At 37.7% G+C, this 21,888-nt stretch carries 14 protein-coding genes; 7 read left to right on the top strand and 7 right to left on the bottom strand.

The features are described 5' to 3' along the window. The first annotated feature begins 83 nt into the window (after nt 1–83). From FHR29_RS03185 to FHR29_RS03205, 5 genes are all read left to right on the top strand, one after another. Complete coding sequence (locus FHR29_RS03185; RefSeq protein ID WP_260291719.1) at nt 84–479, top strand: VOC family protein; 396 nt, start codon at nt 84–86, stop codon at nt 477–479. Between the two features lie 11 nt (nt 480–490). Further along, the gene (locus tag FHR29_RS03190; RefSeq protein WP_183912264.1) at nt 491–1,099 is read left to right on the top strand and encodes an HAD family phosphatase; all 609 of its coding nucleotides are present in this window, start codon (nt 491–493) and stop codon (nt 1,097–1,099) included. Nucleotides 1,100–1,221: 122 nt separating this feature from the next. Next, entirely contained in the window at nt 1,222–1,971 is a 750-nt protein-coding gene (locus tag FHR29_RS03195) for a DeoR/GlpR family DNA-binding transcription regulator (protein ID WP_183912266.1), read from the top strand. A gap of 25 nt (nt 1,972–1,996) precedes the next feature. Next, a complete protein-coding gene (locus FHR29_RS03200; protein ID WP_183912268.1) occupies nt 1,997–2,914 on the top strand; it encodes a sugar phosphate isomerase/epimerase in 918 nt (305 codons plus the stop codon). Nucleotides 2,915–3,515: 601 nt separating this feature from the next. Then, on the top strand, nt 3,516–4,151 hold the full coding sequence (locus FHR29_RS03205; RefSeq protein WP_183912269.1) for a DUF4136 domain-containing protein: 636 nt from the start codon (nt 3,516–3,518) through the stop codon (nt 4,149–4,151). Between the two features lie 403 nt (nt 4,152–4,554). On the opposite strand, the gene FHR29_RS03210 is transcribed toward FHR29_RS03205, so the two are convergent. The 4 genes from FHR29_RS03210 to FHR29_RS03225 form a co-directional block, all read right to left on the bottom strand. Next, a complete protein-coding gene (locus FHR29_RS03210) occupies nt 4,555–6,015 on the bottom strand; it encodes a glycoside hydrolase family 10 protein (protein WP_260291724.1) in 1,461 nt (486 codons plus the stop codon). A gap of 82 nt (nt 6,016–6,097) precedes the next feature. Then, nucleotides 6,098–7,534, bottom strand: coding sequence for a DUF4623 domain-containing protein (locus FHR29_RS03215; RefSeq protein ID WP_183912271.1), 1,437 nt, complete (start codon nt 7,532–7,534; stop codon nt 6,098–6,100). Nucleotides 7,535–7,568: 34 nt separating this feature from the next. Then, nucleotides 7,569–9,377, bottom strand: coding sequence for a RagB/SusD family nutrient uptake outer membrane protein (locus FHR29_RS03220; protein WP_183912273.1), 1,809 nt, complete (start codon nt 9,375–9,377; stop codon nt 7,569–7,571). Nucleotides 9,378–9,396: 19 nt separating this feature from the next. Beyond that, nucleotides 9,397–12,855 (bottom strand): TonB-dependent receptor, encoded by a 3,459-nt coding sequence (locus FHR29_RS03225; protein ID WP_183912275.1) that lies wholly within the window; start codon nt 12,853–12,855, stop codon nt 9,397–9,399. A gap of 1,181 nt (nt 12,856–14,036) precedes the next feature. Here FHR29_RS03225 and FHR29_RS03230 point away from each other — a divergent pair. Further along, nucleotides 14,037–14,459, top strand: coding sequence for an organic hydroperoxide resistance protein (locus FHR29_RS03230; RefSeq protein ID WP_183912277.1), 423 nt, complete (start codon nt 14,037–14,039; stop codon nt 14,457–14,459). Between the two features lie 64 nt (nt 14,460–14,523). Here the strand turns inward: FHR29_RS03230 and FHR29_RS03235 are convergent, their stop codons facing one another. The 3 genes from FHR29_RS03235 to FHR29_RS03245 form a co-directional block, all read right to left on the bottom strand. Beyond that, a complete protein-coding gene (locus FHR29_RS03235) occupies nt 14,524–15,534 on the bottom strand; it encodes a glycosyltransferase family 4 protein (RefSeq protein WP_183912279.1) in 1,011 nt (336 codons plus the stop codon). A 205-nt stretch (nt 15,535–15,739) separates the two neighbouring features. Beyond that, the gene (locus FHR29_RS03240) at nt 15,740–17,017 is read right to left on the bottom strand and encodes an adenylosuccinate synthase (protein ID WP_183912280.1); all 1,278 of its coding nucleotides are present in this window, start codon (nt 17,015–17,017) and stop codon (nt 15,740–15,742) included. Between the two features lie 79 nt (nt 17,018–17,096). Beyond that, a complete protein-coding gene (locus FHR29_RS03245) occupies nt 17,097–17,666 on the bottom strand; it encodes a Crp/Fnr family transcriptional regulator (protein WP_183912282.1) in 570 nt (189 codons plus the stop codon). Nucleotides 17,667–17,975: 309 nt separating this feature from the next. Between FHR29_RS03245 and FHR29_RS03250 the strand changes: the two genes are divergently transcribed. Beyond that, nucleotides 17,976–21,887, top strand: a complete 3,912-nt coding sequence (locus FHR29_RS03250; RefSeq protein ID WP_183912284.1) for a response regulator — start codon at nt 17,976–17,978, stop codon at nt 21,885–21,887. Nucleotide 21,888 lies beyond the last annotated feature (1 nt).

The raw sequence follows: 21,888 nt of genomic DNA on the forward strand, positions 1-21,888 counted from the left end.
TCTAATACTTAATATTGTTTTGCAAACATATGCAAATTTATATAAATTTGCATATGTTTGCAAAACAATTAAACAATAATAAGATGAACATGAAAATTGAACACATTGGAATTTGGGTAGATGACTTGGAAAAAATGCGCAACTTTTACCTGACTTATTTCAACTTTGAATGTAGTGAGAAATATAAGAATTTAAAAAATGGCTTCACATCATATTTTCTCAAGTTTGGTACTTGCGTTACGCGCTTAGAACTTATGAACAGACCCGATATTCTTGATGAACCGTCAAAAAGAGGTTTTAACAAAGGAATTGCACATTTTGCTATTTCAATAGGGGGAACTGAGGCTGTTGATCTGTTGACAGAAAGGTTCCGAAATGACGGTTTTACAATTGCAAGTGAGCCGCGTACTACAGGTGACGGATATTATGAGAGTGTTGTGCTGGATCCGGAGGGGAATTATTTAGAAATTTCGGCTTAAAGATAGTAATAATGATAAAAGCTGTAATTTTTGATATCGGAGGTGTTCTTTTAGATTGGAATCCTCGATATTTATATCGGGATATATTTTCTCAAAGTGATCAAATGGAGTGGTTCTTAGAAAATGTCTGTTCTATAGATTGGAATCTGCAACAAGATAGGGGAAGATCATTTAAAGAAGGAATGTATAAGCTGAAAAAGCAGTATCCCCAATTTGAAAATGAAATCGATGTATTTTGGAAAAGATGGCCGGAGATGCTAAAAGATGAAATTAATGGTACTGTTGCTATTCTACAGGAGTTAAAAAAACACTATGAAGTCTATGCTTTAACGAACTGGTCTTCCGAAACGTTCCCATTGTTTAAAAATCGATTTGACTTTATTGCAGATTTTGATGGCATTGTTGTTTCTGGTGAAGAAGGGTTTATTAAACCAGATGAAAAGCTCTATAAAATTTTGTTGCAAAAATACAATTTGCTGGCAACAGAATGCATTTTTATCGATGATAACATTGAAAATGTAAAGGCCTCAGTAAAGCTTGGATTTGCTGCCATACATTTTACAAATTCAATAGCATTAAAGTTGGAATTGCAAAAAGTGAGGATTCAGGGCTTTGTTTAAGTTTATAATATATTAATTGCAATTTTTTGCGAATTAAAATTTAAATGCATAATATTGCAAATCAAGTTGTATTAGAAATAATAGAAAATCCTGTAGGCAAATCTTTATATCAGTAAGTAGCTATGTTAAAAGAAAAACGATTTGAATTTATATTAAATCAACTAGAAAGTGAGGAGATGGTCAGCTATGAATCATTAGCAGAAAAGCTCGATGTTTCCGAAGATACTGTCAGAAGAGATATTGATCATTTGTATAAAATAGGTCTTTTATCTAAAGTGCGTGGTGGTGCAATTCAACGTTCTAAAAATCCGCTTACTTTCGAAGATCGAAACAGCTATTTAAAGAGAGAGAAGGATGTTATTGCTCTCAAGGCACAGCAGTTTATAAAAGAAGAAATGACTCTTTTTATGGATGGAGGCACAACAATATGTGCTATTGTTAATTACCTGCCTGCGGATATTCATCTTAGAATTATAACAAGCAATGCCATGCTTATTCCAATTCTAGAAAATTATCCCAATATTGAACTGATTTTGTTGGGCGGGAAGTACCATAAACAGACAGCGAGCACGGTAGGCCAGACAACCTGTAATGAGGCAAGAAGTTACATTGCAGATCTTTATTTCATGGGTACATGTGGGGTTGATTCGAAATTTGGCATATCTGCAGTAGTTAAAGAAGATGCAGAAGTTAAGTTAGCAATGCTGGCATCAGCAAAGAAAGTATTAGCTCTTGCAAATCAGGATCGTTTAAGAGTTACAGAATCTTTTAAAGTATGTGATGTAGAACAAATTGATGTATTGATTACCAATTTAGCCACTACAGATAAGAGCTTAGACGAATTTAGGCACCAACCGATAACATTGGTTTAAGACAAAAAAAAATAAAACTTAATATATGAAACTTAAATTTTTAACCTGTTCACTTCTTTTAGCTGTGACGGGTATGGGTACTACTTTCAATAATGTACAGGCGCAAGAACAAATAAGAACAAAAGAAATAGGTTTACAGTTATATTCTGTTAGAAGTATGATTGGAAGTCACGTACAGCCAGATACGTATAATGCTGATTATTTCTCAGTTTTACAAAAATTGGCTAAAATGGGTTATACATCCGTTGAGTCTGCAGGATATAAGGACGGTATGTTTTATAATACCACACCGCAAGTATTCAAAAAAAATGTAGAAAAAGCAGGCATGAAAGTTCTTTCTTCACATGCGTCAAGAACTTTAACGCAAGAGGAATTAGCTTCAGGCGATTTTTCCAAAGCCTTATCATGGTGGAAAGAGACTATCATTGCACACAAAGCAGCAGGAATCAAATATATCGTTACCCCATGGTTAGATTTACCAAAGACAATAAAAGATCTTGATACTGAATGTCAGTATCTCAATGAGATTGGTCAGCTTTGCCGTGAATATGGTATCAAGTACGGATATCATAATCATGCCCATGAGTTTGAAAAGGTAGAAGGAAAAGTGGTTATGCTTGATTACATGATTGAACATACTAAACCTGAAAATGTCTTTTTTGAAATGGATGTATATTGGACTATTATTGGAAAAGCAAGTCCTGTAGATTATTTTAAAAAATATCCTGGAAGATATGCTACTTTGCATATTAAAGATCACCGTGAGATTGGTCAGAGTGGTATGGTAGGTTTTGATGCGATATTTGCCAATACCGATATTGCAGGTGTTGAGAATATATTTGTTGAGCTTGAAGAGACAACTGCAGATCTAGAAGTTGGACTAAAACAAAGTATAGATTATTTACTAAAAGCTCCATTTGTAAAGAAAACATATCAAAAATAATTCTAGCTGTGATTATATCATAAATAAAGCCTTGTTTCCATAAAATGGAACAAGGCTTTGTCTTTCTTAAACAACCTAAAACTTAATTTTTCTATTGATGATTTACGATTAGTTAGTCTTCCATTTTGTAAGGATAGAGTTCTCAGTACAGCGTATCAATGTTGTTTTTTTGAGTTAAGATAATGCAAAAAAAAATAGTACCCCATAGAACAAATCCTTAAAAGATTATGTTTAGTGGGTATCGTACTTTATCAGTAAGAAAAGATAGAGGTATTTCTATCGTAAATTTAGCTTCTCTAGGGTGATACTCAAACACAAATATAATTTTTCACAAAATCTATTATTAGAAAACTCAGTAAATTAAAGGGTCATGATACCATTTTTGAAACGGGTATTTTTTCATTTTAATAACAGTAATGAAAATTATTAAACAAAATAGGCTTAAATTATGTTCTTAGATTGAAATATAATAGTCGAAAAGTGTTGAATAATGCATTTATCTTAAAGAAGTTTGTCGATTATTAATCTATTGTCCCAATTTATGAGTTAGAAATCAAGTTTGAGAATTAGTGTTACAAAAGAAATAATAAATTTTATAATTATGAAAAAGTTCATTTTACAAATTTGCACCATAGTGCTTATTTTTTCCAGCTGTGCAACCAGCAGTATGATTACAGGATCTTGGCGTGATCCCGCTGTCGATCTGAAGAAGTATAGTAGAATATTTGTGGCAGTTATGACAGATAATGTTCCTGCTCGTCAGAAAGTGGAAGATGAAATTGCTTCATCACTCACTTCACTCGGTTTAACGAGTGTAAAGAGTATTGATGTTTTTCCGCCTAATCTTGCAAGTATGGAGCCCAAGCGTTCAGATCTAGCTATGCAGAAAGTAGCCGGAACAAATAGTGATGCCATATTGACCATTGCTCTAATTGATTCTAAGTCAGAATCCAGATACATTCCAAATGTTTCTGTTTATCCTGTGAACACTTTTGGCTATTATAGAACGTTTGGTGGTTATTATGATTTTTGGTACGGTAACCTTTATAACAATGGCTACTATACTACAGAGAAAACTTATTACATCGAAACAAATTTATACGATGTGAGCACAGGGAAACTCGTCTGGTCAACTCAATCTGAGAGTTATAATCCAGGTTCTTTGGATAGTTTTTTAGCGGGATATAAAAAGGCAATGGCCAAGCAGTTAAAGAAAGATAATTTAATCTCAAATTAGTACATCATAATATTACTCGTGGAAATGCTTAAATTATGAACATCTTACACGGGTAATTACTTATTTTATCAATAAATTTTCATCTGTTTGAAAATTTGATCAGCAGGTCATATTGGTATCGATGTACAAGGTTGTCCTGAACAGACACGATAGATTTCAAAATCTTTTAATTCCAGCAGAAATATTAAATATAAAGATGCAATTGAATAGAATAATAATATGTATAGGGGGATTTATGACCTTCTTATAGGGTCAATACTTTCATTAAAAAAACTAAGAATTCAACTCATTGGATGGTTAATTAATGATGTTAGATTGAAGTCCCTATTATGTTAACAGAAAATCCCAAAATCACATGATGAAAAATGTGTTTTGGGATTTTTTACATAATTTTAATATTGCTTTATTTTTTCTCGACAAAAGGAGAGGGCTTGCTCTCTTGGTTATCTTGATTAAAAGTTGCTACACTGTAAAAACCATTTTTAGAAATCAATTGATTGTTTTCTTTTGTTATCGCTACAACTTCTCCTGCTGTTTTTAAATTTTCGAAATAATAAACAACAGATTTTACATCTCCAGATATGGTCCATTTCAGTACATCGTCTTCAATTTTTACGTTTTGTGCTTCAGTGGGTAAAGCAGTCACCGCTCTGCCAACAAATGGGCGAACAGCAGGATATTTATATATTTCAGCCAATTTATCTGTTATCCCAATACGATTGTCTATCACATACTTTGCACTGTACATGGCATTGCCAACGACTTTTTTCCGAGTTTTCGTCAGGTCAATTTGTTTTTGCAATTCTGCGGTTGACTGAAAAGCAATTGGATTTGTTGCATCGCCAAACTTATAGAATCCGTGTCCTATGACCAGTGCCGCTTTGTAATTATACTGATGCCAAAAGCCTAGATTAGTTTTAAAGTCGTTAGTGGTATTTCCTATTTCCTGATAGAGCTGTGGAATAACAATATCAACCCACCCTTCTTGACACCATTTGGTTACATTTGCGTAGAGTGTATTCATATTATACGCATTACTTGGTGCAGGTGATACAGAAAACGCTACACCTGGTTTTGTCAAAACAATTACATCATAGACCGCTTTGATCGCTTTGTCTACATTGGTTCTTCTGAAATCACCAATCGTTTTCTCTCCGAGTCCGTATAAAGCAAAATCTTGTTCATCAGAAATCATTGTTCCAGCACTAGAGGGGTCTGGATAAAAGTAATCATCAAAGTGAATTCCATCAACATCATATTTTGAAATGATCTCCTTTACAATATCCGATAAACGCTGGCGTACTTCGGGTAGTGCTGGATTATAGATCTGAATCTTTTCATGACTGATTACCCAGTCCGGATCAATAGTAGGATGTAGTGCAGGGTAGGGCTGTGCTACACCAGCTCTCGTACCTATCCGGTAAGGGTTCATCCAGGCATGGAATTCAATATCCCGCGCATGCGCTTCGTCAATTAAAAATTTGAGTACATCGTAACCCGGATCTTTTCCTCTTGTTCCGGTGATAGCAGCGCTCCAGGGTTCGTATGCAGAATTGAAAAACGCATCTCCCATTCCTTTTACTTGAAAGTAAATGGTATTAATATTTAGGGTTTTAAATTTATCGAGATAAGCAATATATTGGGCTTTTTGAGCATTCTCCGAGTAAACACTCTGAGGCCAGTCCAGGCCCCAGGCTGTCGTCATCCAGACGGCTCTCATTTCTTTCCGGGGAAATAGCGGGCCTTCCTCAATAGGGGGATCTATCGGTTCAGCCGTTATGTCTGAATCTTTGGAACAGCTAAACAGCAATGCTGTAAAGCACAGCAGTAGGATAGCGTATGTAGCATTTCTTTTCATCATCATTTAATAGATTATATTGGAATTTAAAATTATCAATTAATGCGAACCGACACCTAAACAGAATCGATTCGCAGTCCCTTTTAAACTAATCTTCAAGTTCTTTTTTCGGTACTTCTACAATTACAAAGCCTGCATCACTGGCCGCAGTGTAGATTAGTAAAGATTTATCCTTACCCGCTTCATCTTTCAGTACGGACCAACCTGTTTGTGTAGCAGGAGAAGTATTAACAGGCCCCAGTAAAGGATAATCGTAGATGGGCTTTCGATCAGATTGTTCGAAAGCGGTCAGTGCATCCACAATATTGTTTCCTTTTGTGATATTATACAAGGAGAGGGCAGTGGGTTCAGAACCTGTACGTGCAGCTGTGGTTGTAAGTAAATATCTTTCGCCATTAAATTCAACTACTCTGCTGTCTGAGCTTCTGACCGGAATTGCGGTACGGGACAGGGTATACGAAACAGAACCACCGCTGTTTACGGCCATGATAGGTGCATCGTGACCGGTAAATAGATAATCATCAGTTTCACCGATCTGATTAAATGAACTCCATGATCCGACATTGACTGCGGCACTAATGACAAACGGATCGCCAACAGTTTTGTAATTGGAAACTTTCAATCTTAATACTTTAGTGCCCGCATTGTCCCCAAGAAAAATATACCCATTACCGTTCTTGTCCAGGTTAACCGACATATTGTCACCATGACGAACACCGGCACCGGTTATTTTACTGACATCAATATTTGCTACCGTTTGAGGTGGTACGGAAGGATCTGTCCAATGGTAGATCTTTATAGGACTTGCAGCACTGGCACCTGATAGATTTGCAATGTAAGTATGTCCATTAACGATATCGCCGACGTTAACGGTGAAAGTACCCAGAGCCACTCCTGTCATATTCAAGGGTATTCTGTTGATGACATTTTTTTTAAGGTCACTTACTTTTAATAAATGAGAGCCGGCCGCATGCCTGGAGACAATTAGCACATGCTCACCGTCAAAACCAGTTCCACGCGTAAAAGCACCTGTAAAAGTTTCATAAATCGGATTTCCCAGTTCATTGTTCGTGTAATCATAAACTGCTGATTTTGTAAAATCGGCACCATAAACGGGTATTTTTAAGCGTATTTTGACCAGATATTCCCGATACCTAGGACTATTGGTTATTTTAATAACTACTGTACTTTCACTTTCACCTTCTTTGAATGGAATGGCATAAGTATCCTGCTCTAAAATAGCGCCATCCGATGTCCCTGCTTCAAATTTAATAGCAGACAAGTCTGTTTCTGGATCAATTCGTGGAAATGAAACGGTTTTAGAAGCTTCATTTACGACTCCCTCTATAATTTCATTACCTGCTTTTCCAGCATTTACAATCTTTATCGATTTTAAAACAGTGATTTTATCCGATTCAACATTTACAGGGAAATCATCTTTACATGAATATAAGGTGCTCAGGGAAGCGCAACAGATACATATTGCACAGAATCCTATTTTTGAAATATTATATATATCTTTCATCTCTTTTTTTAATAAACTACAAGTAAAATCCATCTTAATTCTGAGGCCAACCTTCGGTTTGTTTCAATACATAGCCCTTTGCAGCATATTCATCTATCTGAACGCGTCCAATAGGGGCTAAATAGGGGTTAATATTAGACAAATTTAGAAATGGTTGCCTGCCACTGTTCAGGGTGTAACGATAAAAACCGGTCATCTTTGCACTGCTTGATGCATCAGAAGGATTAAATACCACCACTTGACCGTCCAATTTAACGACAGAAATACCAGCTTTGATTTCTGCAGGTGCTTCTTGAGGAAAATTAACCCATCCACCCGAAAGAAGATCTTTGTTCAGATCTGTGTCCATATATTCTAATTTTGACCAGCGTTTTAGATCTGATAAACGGGATTCTTCGAATGTCAGTTCCATTCTACGTTCCCTTCTAATTTCCCATAGCAGGCTTGAAACCTGAACGTCTCGAGAAGGATCGACAGGTAAACTGGTCAGTTGTAAACGAGCAGTTTTCTTTACACCTCTTGATTCAGCTTCGGTGGCTAAAGGTCGGTTTCTCAGTTTATTAATGGATCTGTCAATATCAGATTGGTCCACTGCTACACCTCCCAACGATGCCAGCTCAGCTTTTGTTTCAATCCAATTCAACAAAACCTCGGCATAGCGAAGGACTGGAGCGTCAGTAACATTATTTGATCCCGAATAATCAATGCCAGGGGCACCGCCAGTGGCTACAGTTGCTTGTACCGGACGGGGCAAAAACTTTGTTATATACAGAAATGATGCTTTGTTTTTTATAGTATTTTTATAATGAAAGGTCGCTTCAAATCGAGAATCCCGTTTGGCGATTAAACTGTCCAATGAAAAATTGGTGGCATTTTTTTCAGCCGATTGCTGCCATGGCAGACCATCTTTACTACAGACATATGATTTAATTAAAGAGGTTGTGGGACCGTAGGTAACCGACTCTGATAAATTATGGATAGAAACAATAGAATGTCTGATATTGACTGCAGCATCATAATGTCTGTATAAGATGACATCTTTATTTCCCTTCAGATCATTGGACGTAAAGATTGACCTATAATCTGTGACGATATCGTACCTTCCGCTTGAAATAACAAATTCTGCAGCTTCCAAGGCTAGTTCATAAAATTTCTTAGCACGATCCTGATTCTTATAGTAGTACTTTTGCCAGGATCCCTCGGTTAGTGCTAGGCGGGAGATAAATCCGGCCACCACATAACGATTTACGAACTGATCACCATCATTCAATCGGACGTTTGCCAGAGCAAATTTTAGATCCTCATAAACGGCATCCATCACTTCATTTCTTGGTGTACGAGTTTTATATAGATTATCGAAGTCTACATCGCTAACGATGTCACCATAATAGGGAACATCGCCATACGTACCGACCAGCTCCGAGTAGCGCATTGCCCGGAAGAATTTCCCGATACCTTTCCAATGATTATAAGCTTCCGTACTTAAAATTTTAGACATCCTATTTTCAATTCGATTGAGCATAATATTGACCGATCGAACGGTAGCGTAACTCCAGATCTGACTATTGGGCACTGACCGGGTAAAGTTGGATTGATTACCTTGAAACAGCACATCATCGCTAAATGTATAACCGGCGAGTAAAGCTCCAGCATTATCAAAGCCTACGCCATATCCGGTAAAGAAATCGGTATAATACTTATTCGCATATAAACGAACATTATCTTCCGAATTCCAGGCAGTTTCATCATTTTCATTGGTTAACTGAGGTCTATCCAGAAATTTTGCACATCCCGAAAAGGATAGCGTCAATATGATTAAAATAAAATTATAGTTGTTTTTCATGATGTTTTACGTTTTTTTATTACAAACCAATCTGAATGCCCATCGATGCGGATTTAAAGGAAGGATTTCCAGCTCCGGTACGTCCTAGATTATAATTTCCACCGGATTGCAGCATCGAGTTGCCCGAGATTGTTTCCGGATCGATCGGCAGGCCTTTTAAATTATCAAAAGTGAAAAAATTCTCCAGAGAGACATAAATACGGGCATTTTTTAAGTGGATCGTTTTGAGTACGGAAGGAGATAAGGCGTATCCAAAAGTTATATTTTTAATTTTGAAATAGGACATATCCAGCATATAGCGTGTTTGTGGTCTCATGACGTAGCCCGAATTGGACCCATTAAGATTCCATGCGCGTGGATAAAAGGCATCGGTACGGTCCGCTTTCCAAAAATCTTCTGCGATAGTTTGGGGCATGGCGCCATCTTTAACATGATAGCCCGGAATTGCCAGTTGACCATCACCCCAGATACTTCTTTTACCGATTCCCTGGAAGAATAAAGACAGATCAAAACCCTTATATTCGGCACCCAAGCGAAAACCAAAATCATATCTAGGAGTCGAATTTCCGATCACCACCATGTCACCCATGTCGCCATTTACACCTTTGCCTGCATCAATGTATCCGTCGCCATTAACATCCACAAATTTCACATCTCCCGGACTCATCAGTAAGATCTGATTGCCGTCTTCAAAATAAGTCTGGTAAACAGGATTATTGCCTGTCAGCATATTTGTGACTTTAGCAGATCCGTCTCGAACAATGGTGGTTTGCATAAACTTCCCTTGATCATCATAGACAAAATCTTCTCTTTGATATAAACGGTCTGTTACAAAACCATAAATGTCTCCATATCTTCTTCCTGTTGAATAACTAGTAGCCAATTTCCTATCCTCCCATTTATCCTGCCAATCGATTCCTTTGGTCACTACAGAGATTGCATCAGCGATGTTTGCATTAAAATTTAATCGCAGGCCATTTTGAAATTTGTGGCTATAATCCAATGCTAATTCCCAACCCCTTGTTCTTAAATTTCCATAATTGCCCTGTGGAGCGCCGGCACCAAATGTTGCTGGCAAAGCGTCTCCGCCTACTATCATATTTTTAGTGCTTCGCTCATAGAGTTCGACAACCAGACCCAATTTATTATTAAAAAAACGAAGATCGGCACCTAAATTAATATGCTCAATATCCTGCCACATGATTGCATCGGAAACGGCTAAAGGTGTTCCAAGTTGGTAAAACTGATTGCCGGCACTGCTGACCCAACTATTTTTCCCTATGGCCATAGTCGGTACATACATCGAGTTGCTGATAGACTGGTCACCGATACTTCCCCAGGAACCCCGGAATTTTGCAAAGCTTAATACGGGCTTTAATGGTTCCATAAAGCGTTCATTTGAAATTACCCAGCCGGCAGAAAATGAAGGGAACCATCGCCAGCGTAAATGTGTAGGGAATTTTGAAGCGCCATCATACCTCAAATTTGCTTCAAGCAAATATTTATTATCATATGCATAATTTAAACGGCCAAAAAATCCGGCCTGAGATTCCCAATATTTATCGCCCCCAGAAGTCTCAATACCTGTTGCAAAATTAAACTGCGGATTTTTCTCATTTATTAAATTAGTCCGTTTTGCATAATTGCTTTCCCATAAATTTGCGACAATATTTGTCCCGGCCATAAACTTAAAGTCGTGCTTATCAGCTATGTTTAGGGTGTAAGTTGAAAATGCATTGAAAGTATGTTTTTTTGAAAAATAATTTGATCTCGAGATATAGGTTTGATCTTTTCCGATGTATTGTTCTATTGGAAACTGATAAGCAGGAATGCCTCCAGTATCGGTCGCAACACCATTTTCATCTACGTAAATCGGCCAGCCGTCAGCATCAACACTTGCTATCGGCGCATACCAATGCCATGCGCCCTTGGCGGTAGGCATCGAAGATTTATCAGTATTATTCTGCGTGCTGTAGGCATAGTCCAATTGAATGTCCCAATTTTTTGTGACATTTAAGGTCGAACCCAAGTTTAGATTAAGGTAGCGATTGATTTTAAACGCATCATGTGCATTTTTAGTATCGAAATAAGGGTCTCTGACATCAACACCGTCCTGTTGGGCTGCGATCGGAAATAAGCGACTCCACCGATATAGATAAAGCCATGGATCCGATGTGAATCCTGTAGCAGAATTAGGGTATCTTTTGGTTCCATCAGCATACATGGCTCCACCCCGCACCGTTAAAAATTCGCTGACTTTTGTGGATACATTTAAAGTGGCATTAAAACGGCTGTAGTCATCGTGTGGGGCAGGCTTCATCATTCCTTGCTGTCCAAGGTAGCCAGCACTTAAATTATACGTGGTTTTATTACTTTTTCCATTTAGACTCAGGTTATGAATTTGAGAAAAAGCATTGTCTTTGATCATTACAGCAGCTGGATCATAGAGCCGTAGTCCGTATTTCTCTCCACTTTCGTAGTACCAGTCACGGCCATAAAGTACAGGATCGTAGTTGCCCACGGTACCTCCATATTTCTGTTGCCATTCTTTCACTCTTTCAAAGCTTTCTCTATTAACCCTCCAAAATCCACCTGCAGGTCCGCTTGCTTTCATATTTTCATGTGCCTCTAAGGTATATTCCAGACCGTCGATTCCGGCAATTTCGATGGGTTTGAACGGGGACTGTAGCGAAAGATTGTTCGAGTAAGTGACCACATTAGAATCTGTGCTGGAACCTTTTTTTGTTGTGATCAATACAACACCAAAAGCAGCTTTTGCTCCGTAAATAGAACTTGAAGCCGCATCTTTAAGTACGGTGACAGATTCAATATCATTCGGATTGATCAGATTAATACTGGGGATTTCGACATTATCTACTAAAATCAGCGGATTACTAGATCCATTTATCGAAGCAATCTGGCCACGGATTTTCATTATAGGATCAGATCCGACTTCTCCTGATGGCACTACAATAGATAAACCTGGAATGGTTCCCTGCAAACCTCTTGCCGCGTCAGGAATTGGCCGACTGCCCAGAACTTTTTCAACATTAACAGTGGATACTGCTCCAGTCAGGTTCGATTTTTTTTGAGAACCGTAGCCTACAATCACCACTTCATCGAGCGTACTTTCATTAGTTTCTAATGTAGCGGATAAGGTATTTGCTGTTATCTTAACATCCCTAGACCTGAAACCGATAATAGAAATGTGGAGGGTAGCACCTATAGGTGCAATGATTTTAAAATTTCCTTCGGCATCCGTCATCGTAGAATTCTTTGTGCCAGCAAGAGTGACAGTGGCTCCGGCAATAGGGCCTGATGGTCCCAAAATTTTACCCTGTACCGTACTTTGAAAGATTCGATCTGAAAATTCGAAGGCAGTAACTGTTAGGTTGGCATTTTTAGAAACACTAATCGCATGAGCGTCGGGATAACTAATTAAGCCTGCAGCAACTGAGAACAATAGCGATTTTCTCATAATTGGTATATTAAATTAAAATAGGTTAGTACTTTTTTTTGGTTAGTTGTGCATGTTTAAATATTTGGTTTATCACTAAACATGCATAAACAAATACTAATATAGGTTTAAAATATTAATATAAGAATTTTATTGCGTTTTTATTCTGTTTTAATGTTGTTTTTAAAATATAATACCGCATCAAGTGGCAAGATTATATTGATTTTTAATTTACCGGATATAATCATGAAATAGTTGGAATTTGGGACTTACTAATATGCTTTTTGGAATGTCATATTGTGATAAAGTTTGTCCTTAAACTCCAGTTTTATCCATCGTTTGTCCATTTTGATCATAAATATTTTTGTTGAAATAGGAATCTGAATACTATAAATAATCGATAATGACTCCAACTAGATTTCGCACGTACTTTAAGCAAATTTTTACAATTTAAACTTAACAAGGACATTTTTTAGCAATGGATCATTCCTAAAATAATTATCCACAAAACGAGTAAATATCATTTTTAATTCTCGTTACTCACTAGGTTCTTCAGATCATCATAGGGAATTAATCGTGTATAAATCATAATGGAAAATTTTAAACATTTTTTTTTGTTATCAGATGTTTATGTTTATATTCACATAACCTTTCATAAAATTGCACACAGTTAACTTGTTGTGCTTCAAAGCCTCCATGCCTGGGGGCTTTGCTGTTTTTATCCTTTTTACGATATAAATGTCCTATTACCTATAAGTATGCTATATGTTGTACACTTGTGATCTACAAACGATATTATCTCACGAGATTTTCAAAATAATCGAAGTCGCTGGATTATATTCAAAAGTCGGATGTATTAGCCTTCACTTGTTACAAACAGAGTAAGATGTTGAATTTTGAGATAGTTCAACTAGTGGTGAACGAAAAATCTGCAAGCTTCCAAGATTCAAATTATACATTGAAAGTGCAAGGACATTTTTTCAAAATGCCGATCAAATAACAGTTTTATATAAATAAAGATTTGTCAATGTTGAGTAAAATCTGTTTGCCTTGCTGAAAATTATATTGTGCACAATATAATTTCTTTAAGTTTGTACTATACAAATAGTAGGGTCAAAAAATCTTTGCTGATATAGCGTTTAAAGTCTATAGTCAGGGAATTGGTCGAATTGAAAAAAGAGTAAAAATTTAAATATATAGTAATGAAAAATTTGTATACAATAGGTGCTAAAGCTACTGGCGGTAGAAATGGGCATGTTAAAAGTGAAAATAATGTGTTGGATCTTGAGGTGCGTATGCCGAAAGCCTTAGGAGGAGCTAATGACGATTATGCTAATCCTGAAATGCTGTTTGCAGCAGGATATGCAGCGTGTTTTGACAGTGCACTGAATTTAGTGATCAAACAGTCAAAAGTGCAGACAGGGGAGACCACTGTTACGGCAAAAGTGAGCATAGGACAACTGGAAAACGGTGGTTTCGGATTAGCAGCTGAACTTCAAGCCAACATCCCGGGAGTCTCATTGGAAGAAGCAGAAGCTTTAACAGAAAAAGCTCATCAAGTATGTCCTTATTCTAACGCAACAAGAGGAAATATCGAGGTCAAAATAAGTGTTTCCAATCAATAAGATATCCCTCCAGCTTTCACTATATGAAATTAAAGTGGAAGCTGGAGTTTATTTACAATAGCATTTATTTATTCAAAATTTGTCTATATACTGCTAAATAATTCTGACACATTCTTTCCTTGGAAAAGTGATCCTCCACTTTTTTTCGACATACTTTTCGGTTGATGAAACCGATATTTTTAACCATTTCAATTGCTTCGTCGATGTTTTCTGTGAGAAATCCATCTTGACCATGATCGATCAGTTCGGGCATACTGCCTTTGTTAAAAGCAACAACCGGTGTGCCGGAAGCCATCGATTCGACGACCGATAAACCAAAAGGTTCCCTAAAATTTATGGGATGTAATAGTACACTGGCGTTCGAGAGTAATTCATTGCGTCTTTCCGGGCCAACGGAACCAATATACTCAATTTTACCGGGTTTTAAATGGGGCTGGATATGCTGTCTGAAGTAATTTTCATCTTGAATAATACCAGCTATGATTAGACGTTTTCCCAAGGCTTGGGCTATTGCAATAGCTTCTTTAGCTCCCTTATCATGATGGATTCTGCCGTAAAACAATAAATAATCATGAGGTTTATCGTTAAACGTAAACTGTCCAAGGTCAATCCCGTGGTAAACGGTAGCAATATAGTTCAATTCTTCCGCACGATCGGCGTTGCTGATGGATACATAATGTCCGTCTTTATTGTGTTTTTTATAAACAGGTAAGATACTTCGGGACGAAAAACCATGGATTGTACTAACGACTGGTGTCTTCACCAATCTGGAATAGGAAAGTGGGAGGAAATCAAATTGATTATGTATAATATCAAAGTCGCGTGCATTTTCGAAGCACTCCGAAATATGCAACGATTCCCACACTTTGGCATTGATATCGCGATCTTCTTCATATCCTAAAGGACAGACTGCCTGTAAACGTGCCGTGGTAATTGAATTACCGGTCGCAAATAATGTGACTTCGATACCTAATTTTACAAGTTCTTCAGTAAGTAATGAGGTAATCTGTTCCCATGGACCATAGTGAACAGGAGGTGTCCGCCAAGCGATTGGCGCAAGCATTGCAATCTTCATATATCTACAACATACGATATCTGCTTTTGTTATTATTAATCGTTTTTGTCTAAGCTTGATTTATAAATACGATCGATTTGAAATACACTATTTAAAGATGTCTTTGGGTTCTCAAATCGCTCTGATTTGAAAAAATGGGTTTCCTAAATTGTTGGAAACCCGCTTTTAACCATTCAAAACATATTTTTTATAGGTATTTTCAACCTTAATAAAGCCGTAGAGTCTGCTTCCGATCTGGGCCTACAGATAAAAATTTAATGGGAACTTGTAGCTCTTTTTCCAAGAAATTAATATATGCTTTAAGCTTTAGTGGAATATCCGAAACATCGGTGACTGTGCTGATATCTTTATGCCACCCGTCTATTTTCTTCAATATAGGAGTTGCTTTTTGATTAATTAGCTCATAAGGCATATAATCGATCACTTTATCATGATGGCGATAGTGGGTGCAAGCAAAGATGTGATCTAAACCACTTAGAACATCTGCTTTTGTCATCACCAATTGGGTCACGCCATTTAGCATTAAGGCATATTTTAGTGCAGGTAGATCGATCCATCCGGTACGACGTGGACGACCGCTAACTGCACCAAATTCTTTACCAATTTGACGGATCTGCGTTCCTGTTTCATCGGCTAATTCTGTCGGGAAGGGACCGCCGCCAACACGGGTGCTATATGCTTTAAAGATACCGATTACCTCCCCGATTTTGTTTGGAGCAATCCCTAAACCTGTGCAAGCACCTGCTGTTGTAGTATTGGACGAGGTAACAAAAGGGTAGGATCCGAAATCAATATCAAGCAAGCTTCCCTGTGCACCTTCGGCTAAAACCCTTTTCCCTTCCTGAAGATACTGATTGACCAGGTGTTCGGAATCGACCAGAGGGTATTGCTTCAAGTGTTCAATTGCATCAAAAAAAGCAGCTTCCTGTTCCATTATATTCACTTCCATTTGATAAAATGAAGCAAGCATTGCTTTATGCTTTGTTAACAATTTTTGATAACGTTCTTTAAAATCTGGGAGCAAAATATCGCCCATTCGGAGCCCATTACGTCCTATTTTGTCCATATACACTGGACATATACCCTTTAAAGTAGATCCTATTTTGTCTGTGTTTAGATTTTGTTCTGATGCCGCATCAAGCAAAAGATGTGATGGCAAGATTAGATGTGCTTTTTTTGAAATCAGTAGATTACCTTTTTTCAATAAGTCGTGGCCGGCTTTTTTAAGCATATCCAGTTCTTTGATTAAACTGATCGGGTCCAGAACAACTCCATTTCCGATCAGGTTCATGGTACGATCGAAAAATATGCCGGAAGGAATGGTATTTAATACAAATTTTTTACCGTCAAATTCTAACGTATGACCTGCATTGGGGCCACCCTGAAAACGCGCTATGAGATCATAATCTGCACTTAACACATCAACAATTTTACCTTTACCTTCGTCGCCCCATTGGAGGCCTAATAATACATCAACTTGCATAATCCTATGTTCAAATATTTAATACGACAAAGTTCGGGGGAAAGGAGCAGGCTACAATTGCCAATTGGCAATAAAACCTTTAGCTAATGGTTTTTCTGATGCGGCTAAGCGATGTTGCTGTAATGCCTAAATAGGAAGCGAGCATCAGTTGTGGAATCCTGTTGGCTAATCCAGGGTAATGCGCTAAGAAATGTAAATAGCGTGTCTGTGCATTCTGCACCAACATATTACTGCTTGCCCTCATTTTATTTTCGAGGACATAAGAGGTGATTTTGGAAAAGATGTCTGACCAGCCGGGAATGGTGGCGGCTAGCTCCATAAAATCTTTTTTAGAGAAAACGAGCAGTTTACAGTCGGTTACGGCTTCGATATATTCTGCTGAAGGCAACTCATCAATGAAACTGATCGTATCGGCAACGAATCGATTTTCGTAAACGAAATAACGAGTGAAGCTATCTCCTGCTTTATTGTAATAACAGATTCTGAAAACTCCTTGGGTGACGTAGCCTATATTTCTTGCCACCTTGCCCGCCTCAGAAAAGAAATCTCCCTTATTGACCATCCTATGCTGCGCTTTAGCTAATATTAAAGCACATTGATCCTCGTTGAGATGTCCAAATTTGAGCAGATAATTGATCAAGTCTTCCATTCTTCAAAAATAAGATTATACAATTGATATTAAGTTGTCAATTGGCAAGATTTTACTCAAAATTGTAATTCTCCCATCATTCATGAATAATACAATTTCCACAGCTTTAATGGTGTAATTGTACCTTATAACTTTGCTATCTAAGAGTTGTACAAAGCATAAAATCTGAAAATTTAGGGAATAAATGCTTATGATATTGTAATTTAAGATTATTGCCGATTTTCGGTTGTTATTTATTTAAAAGGAGAACTATTTTTGTTATTTTCACAATCTCAATGAACACATCTATTTACTATATAATTTAAAGGCATGGAGCAATACCCGGTCCCGGAAAATGAATTGGAGCGTATCCGCCAATTAAAATCTTATGAGCTATTGGGATTGGGGAAAGACCCTGATCTTGATGTGTTTGCGCAGGCAGCCTGTCTTATAACAGATTGTCCGGCGGCGCTTATTGCCATGATGGAGGAAGACACGCAACGGATCCAGAGCTGTGTCGGTATGGAGTTGGATACTGTTGAAAGACGTAATACGGTATGTCAGTATACGATTATGAGTAAAGATGTACTTGTCATCGAAGATACTTTTGAGGATCCAAGATCAGCCACCAATCCTTTGATCAGAGAGGGAAATATCCGGTTTTATGCGGGAGTACCTTTATTGGATGACGAAGGGAATGCACTCGGTACGATCTGTGTCATCGGGTTTGAGCCTAAGTCGTTATCTACTAAGCAAGTGGATTCTTTAGGACAGCTTGGAAAAGCTGTCGCCAAAATTCTCTTAGGAAAAAAGAGAAAGGTTCAAGCGGGATATTTTGAAGAAGTATTTCATATTACCAATAATATGATCTGCGTATTGGACGACCAATATTGCATAAAAGAACTAAATCCTGCTTTTTCTGAGGCGCTGAAAATTGAAAAGTCTAAGGTTTTAGGAGCTTCTTTTTTTACTTTATTGGATAATCATGATGAAGGTTTTCAGGAGCGTCTGAAAAATATCGCAAATATTACTGGAGGCATACAATATACAACAGTTACATCGCAGGACGAAGGTAGTGATGTCGTGATTGAATGGTACTTCAAGTATGATGCGGCAACGTCAGAAATTTTCGGATTTGGGAGAAATGTTACCAGTGAACGGGAGGAGCAATTAAAGTTAGCTGTTTCTGAACGCAAGTTTCGCAATTTTTTCGAGAATGCTATTGGTTTAATGAGTATGCATGACATGGAAGGTAATATTCTTGCTGTAAATGAGAAAGGCCGTAATCTTTTGAAGTATTCTGAGGAGGAAGCAAAGCATCTCAATCTAAAGCAACTTGTACCTACACATCACCTGCAGGCTTTCGATGATTATCTCAAGCGTATACTTCAAAATGGAGAGGATTCAGGTATGATGATTCTAAAGTCGAAGGATGGTGAAAAGATCTATTGGCTTTATCATAACATGCTCGAGCTGGATCCAGAAGGGAAACCTTATGTGGTTAGTACTGCACTTAATATGACGGAACGGATACAGCTTGAAAATGACCTCCTGCATACGAAACAGATTTTGGAGCAGACGAATACTGTTGCACAAGTCGGTGGATGGGAGGTTAATCTGGATCTGCATCAGGTTTTTTGGTCCGATTCAACAAAATTGATCCATGGAGTGGGTAAAGATTTTGTTCCTAACTTTGATCATGCCGTCGGATTTTTTGATGAAGACAGTCAGGTTAAGCTAACGGGTATTTTAGAGGAAGCAACTCAGCGTGGTTGTTCTTTTGATGTTGAATTGCGATTGAGACAGCAAGAAGGTGAAATCATTTGGGTACGTGTTAAAGGAATTCCCGAGTTCGATAACGGAACCTGTAAGCGTGTTTTCGGTATTATACAAAATATTGATACGAGTAAAAACCTTTACCTGGAATTGGAACGTAAGGAAGCGATGCTCCGAGCATTTGTGGATTATGTTCCGGCTTCTGTAGCGATGTTTGATCGGGATTTTCGTTATGTATCCGTCAGCCATCAATGGATGGAAGACTTCCATAAAGATATGGATAATATTCTAGATCAGAATCTGTTTGATGTCTTTCCTAATATACCGGAAAATAGAAAAAATATTTACTATGATGCTCTTGAGGGTAAATCTTATAAAAATGTCGATGAATTGATTGATGTTGATGACTATGAGGAACCACAGCACTTTAATTGGGAAGTAAGACCTTGGAATTTGTCTGATGGTAGTGTTGGCGGTATTATTATTTTTACTCAAAATATCACCGAATCTGTCGCTGTAAATTTAGAATTGAAGAAAGCAAAAGAACTTGCGGACTTAGCGAGTAAAGCAAAGTCTGAATTTTTAGCTAATATGAGCCATGAGATCCGAACCCCTTTGAACGGTGTGATCGGATTTTCGGATCTGCTGCTCAAAACACCGTTGAACGATGTACAGAAGCAATACCTCAATTATATTAACGAGTCGGGAAGCAGTTTATTGAATATTATCAATGACATCCTTGATTTTTCAAAAATTGAATCTGGAAAATTGGAACTGTATATCGATAAATTCAATGTATATGATTTGGCACATCAGGTAATCAATGTCGTACTTTACCAAGCACAGCGCAAAGATGTCGAACTCTTATTAAATATTGAGCAGGGATTACCTGCTTCTATCTGGGTAGATGAGGCACGCATCAAGCAAATCTTGATCAATCTCTTGGGAAATGCCGTTAAATTTACGGAAAAGGGAGAGATCGAACTTAAGATCGAAAAGCGCAGCAGTGACGAAAGCAAAATTAAATTACGTTTTTCTGTTCGTGATACTGGTATCGGTATTCCGGTAGAAAAACAGCAACGTATTTTTGATGCCTTTACCCAAGAAGACAGCTCTGTGAGCAAACGTTATGGAGGCACCGGTTTAGGACTCACCATTTCCAATAATTTATTGAAATACATGGGAAGTAAACTTTGTCTGGAGAGTGAACTGAATAAAGGATCTGATTTTTACTTTGATCTGGAAATCGCTTATGAAGAAGGTGGCATCGAAGAGGATGAGGAACTGCCTTTAAAACGCGTTCTTATTGTAGATGACAATGCCAATAACCGTACGATTATACAGCATATGCTGACTTATAGAGGAGTTGATTCAGTACTTGCAGAGAATGGTCTGGCGGCTTTACAATTACTGATGAGCGGTGAAAGGTTTGATGTTATTTTAATGGATTATCACATGCCTATTCTCTCCGGATTGGAGACGATAGAAAAAATAAAGGAATTGTTTTATAAACAGGAGGAAAGTATTCCACTCATTGTATTGCATACATCGTCGGAGGAGCATGAGGTCATTTCTGCTTTCAGGCAACAAGAACGCTCCTATTGTTTGCTTAAGCCTATTCGATCCGACGAACTTTATCTTACTTTACGTAAAGCTATACAGCAAAGTAAGGCTGATGTTAATCATTTGGGACAGGATAGTGATAGTGGAACAACGGTTTACCAACAACAGGCTAGGGTTCTTTTAGCCGATGACAATTCTGTAAATATGGCGCTCAATCTGCGTATGATGGCGACTATTATGCCTAATGCTGAACTGATAGAGGTTACTAATGGAGGGGATGCAATCGAAAAATGCCTACATTCAAAGTTTGACCTTATCTTAATGGATGTGCAGATGCCTGGTGTAGATGGTATCGAAGCGACCAAACAAATAAGGCTATTAACAGGTTATTCTGCTATACCTATTATTGGTATTACTGCTGGAAATGTCCGTGGAGAAAGAGAAAAATGTTTAGAGGCCGGTATGTCTGAGTTTCTTCCTAAGCCGATAAGGCAACATGATCTGTACACGGTATTGCAGCAATTTATTCAGAAACAGGTGCTTGAACAAAAAGAAGATGCTGTGGTTGATGATCATCTAGATATGGATGCACTTAAGGAGCAGATTGGAGACGACGTTAGTTTTAAATCATTTTTCTTAGATCTTGTGATCAAAGAGATTAAGCAAGCATGGTTTCAATTGGAAAATGTCAGGGAATCGGAAGATATTGAACGAATGAAAGTGATCCTCCATAAATTGCGGGGAACAGCATCTACTGCGGGGCTTAAGAAACTGAGCATACTGACATCTAATCTGGAAAAAGAACTATCATCCAGTAACCCCAGCTTGGACTTGCTGGATGATATAAAGCAAGAAATTGAAATAGGATTACAGTTAATAACGAACCTTTTAAACGAAAAGTAAT

It is taken from the genome of Sphingobacterium sp. JUb56, from assembly GCF_014191365.1.
In the GTDB taxonomy this organism is placed as follows: Bacteria; Bacteroidota; Bacteroidia; order Sphingobacteriales; family Sphingobacteriaceae; genus Sphingobacterium; species Sphingobacterium anhuiense.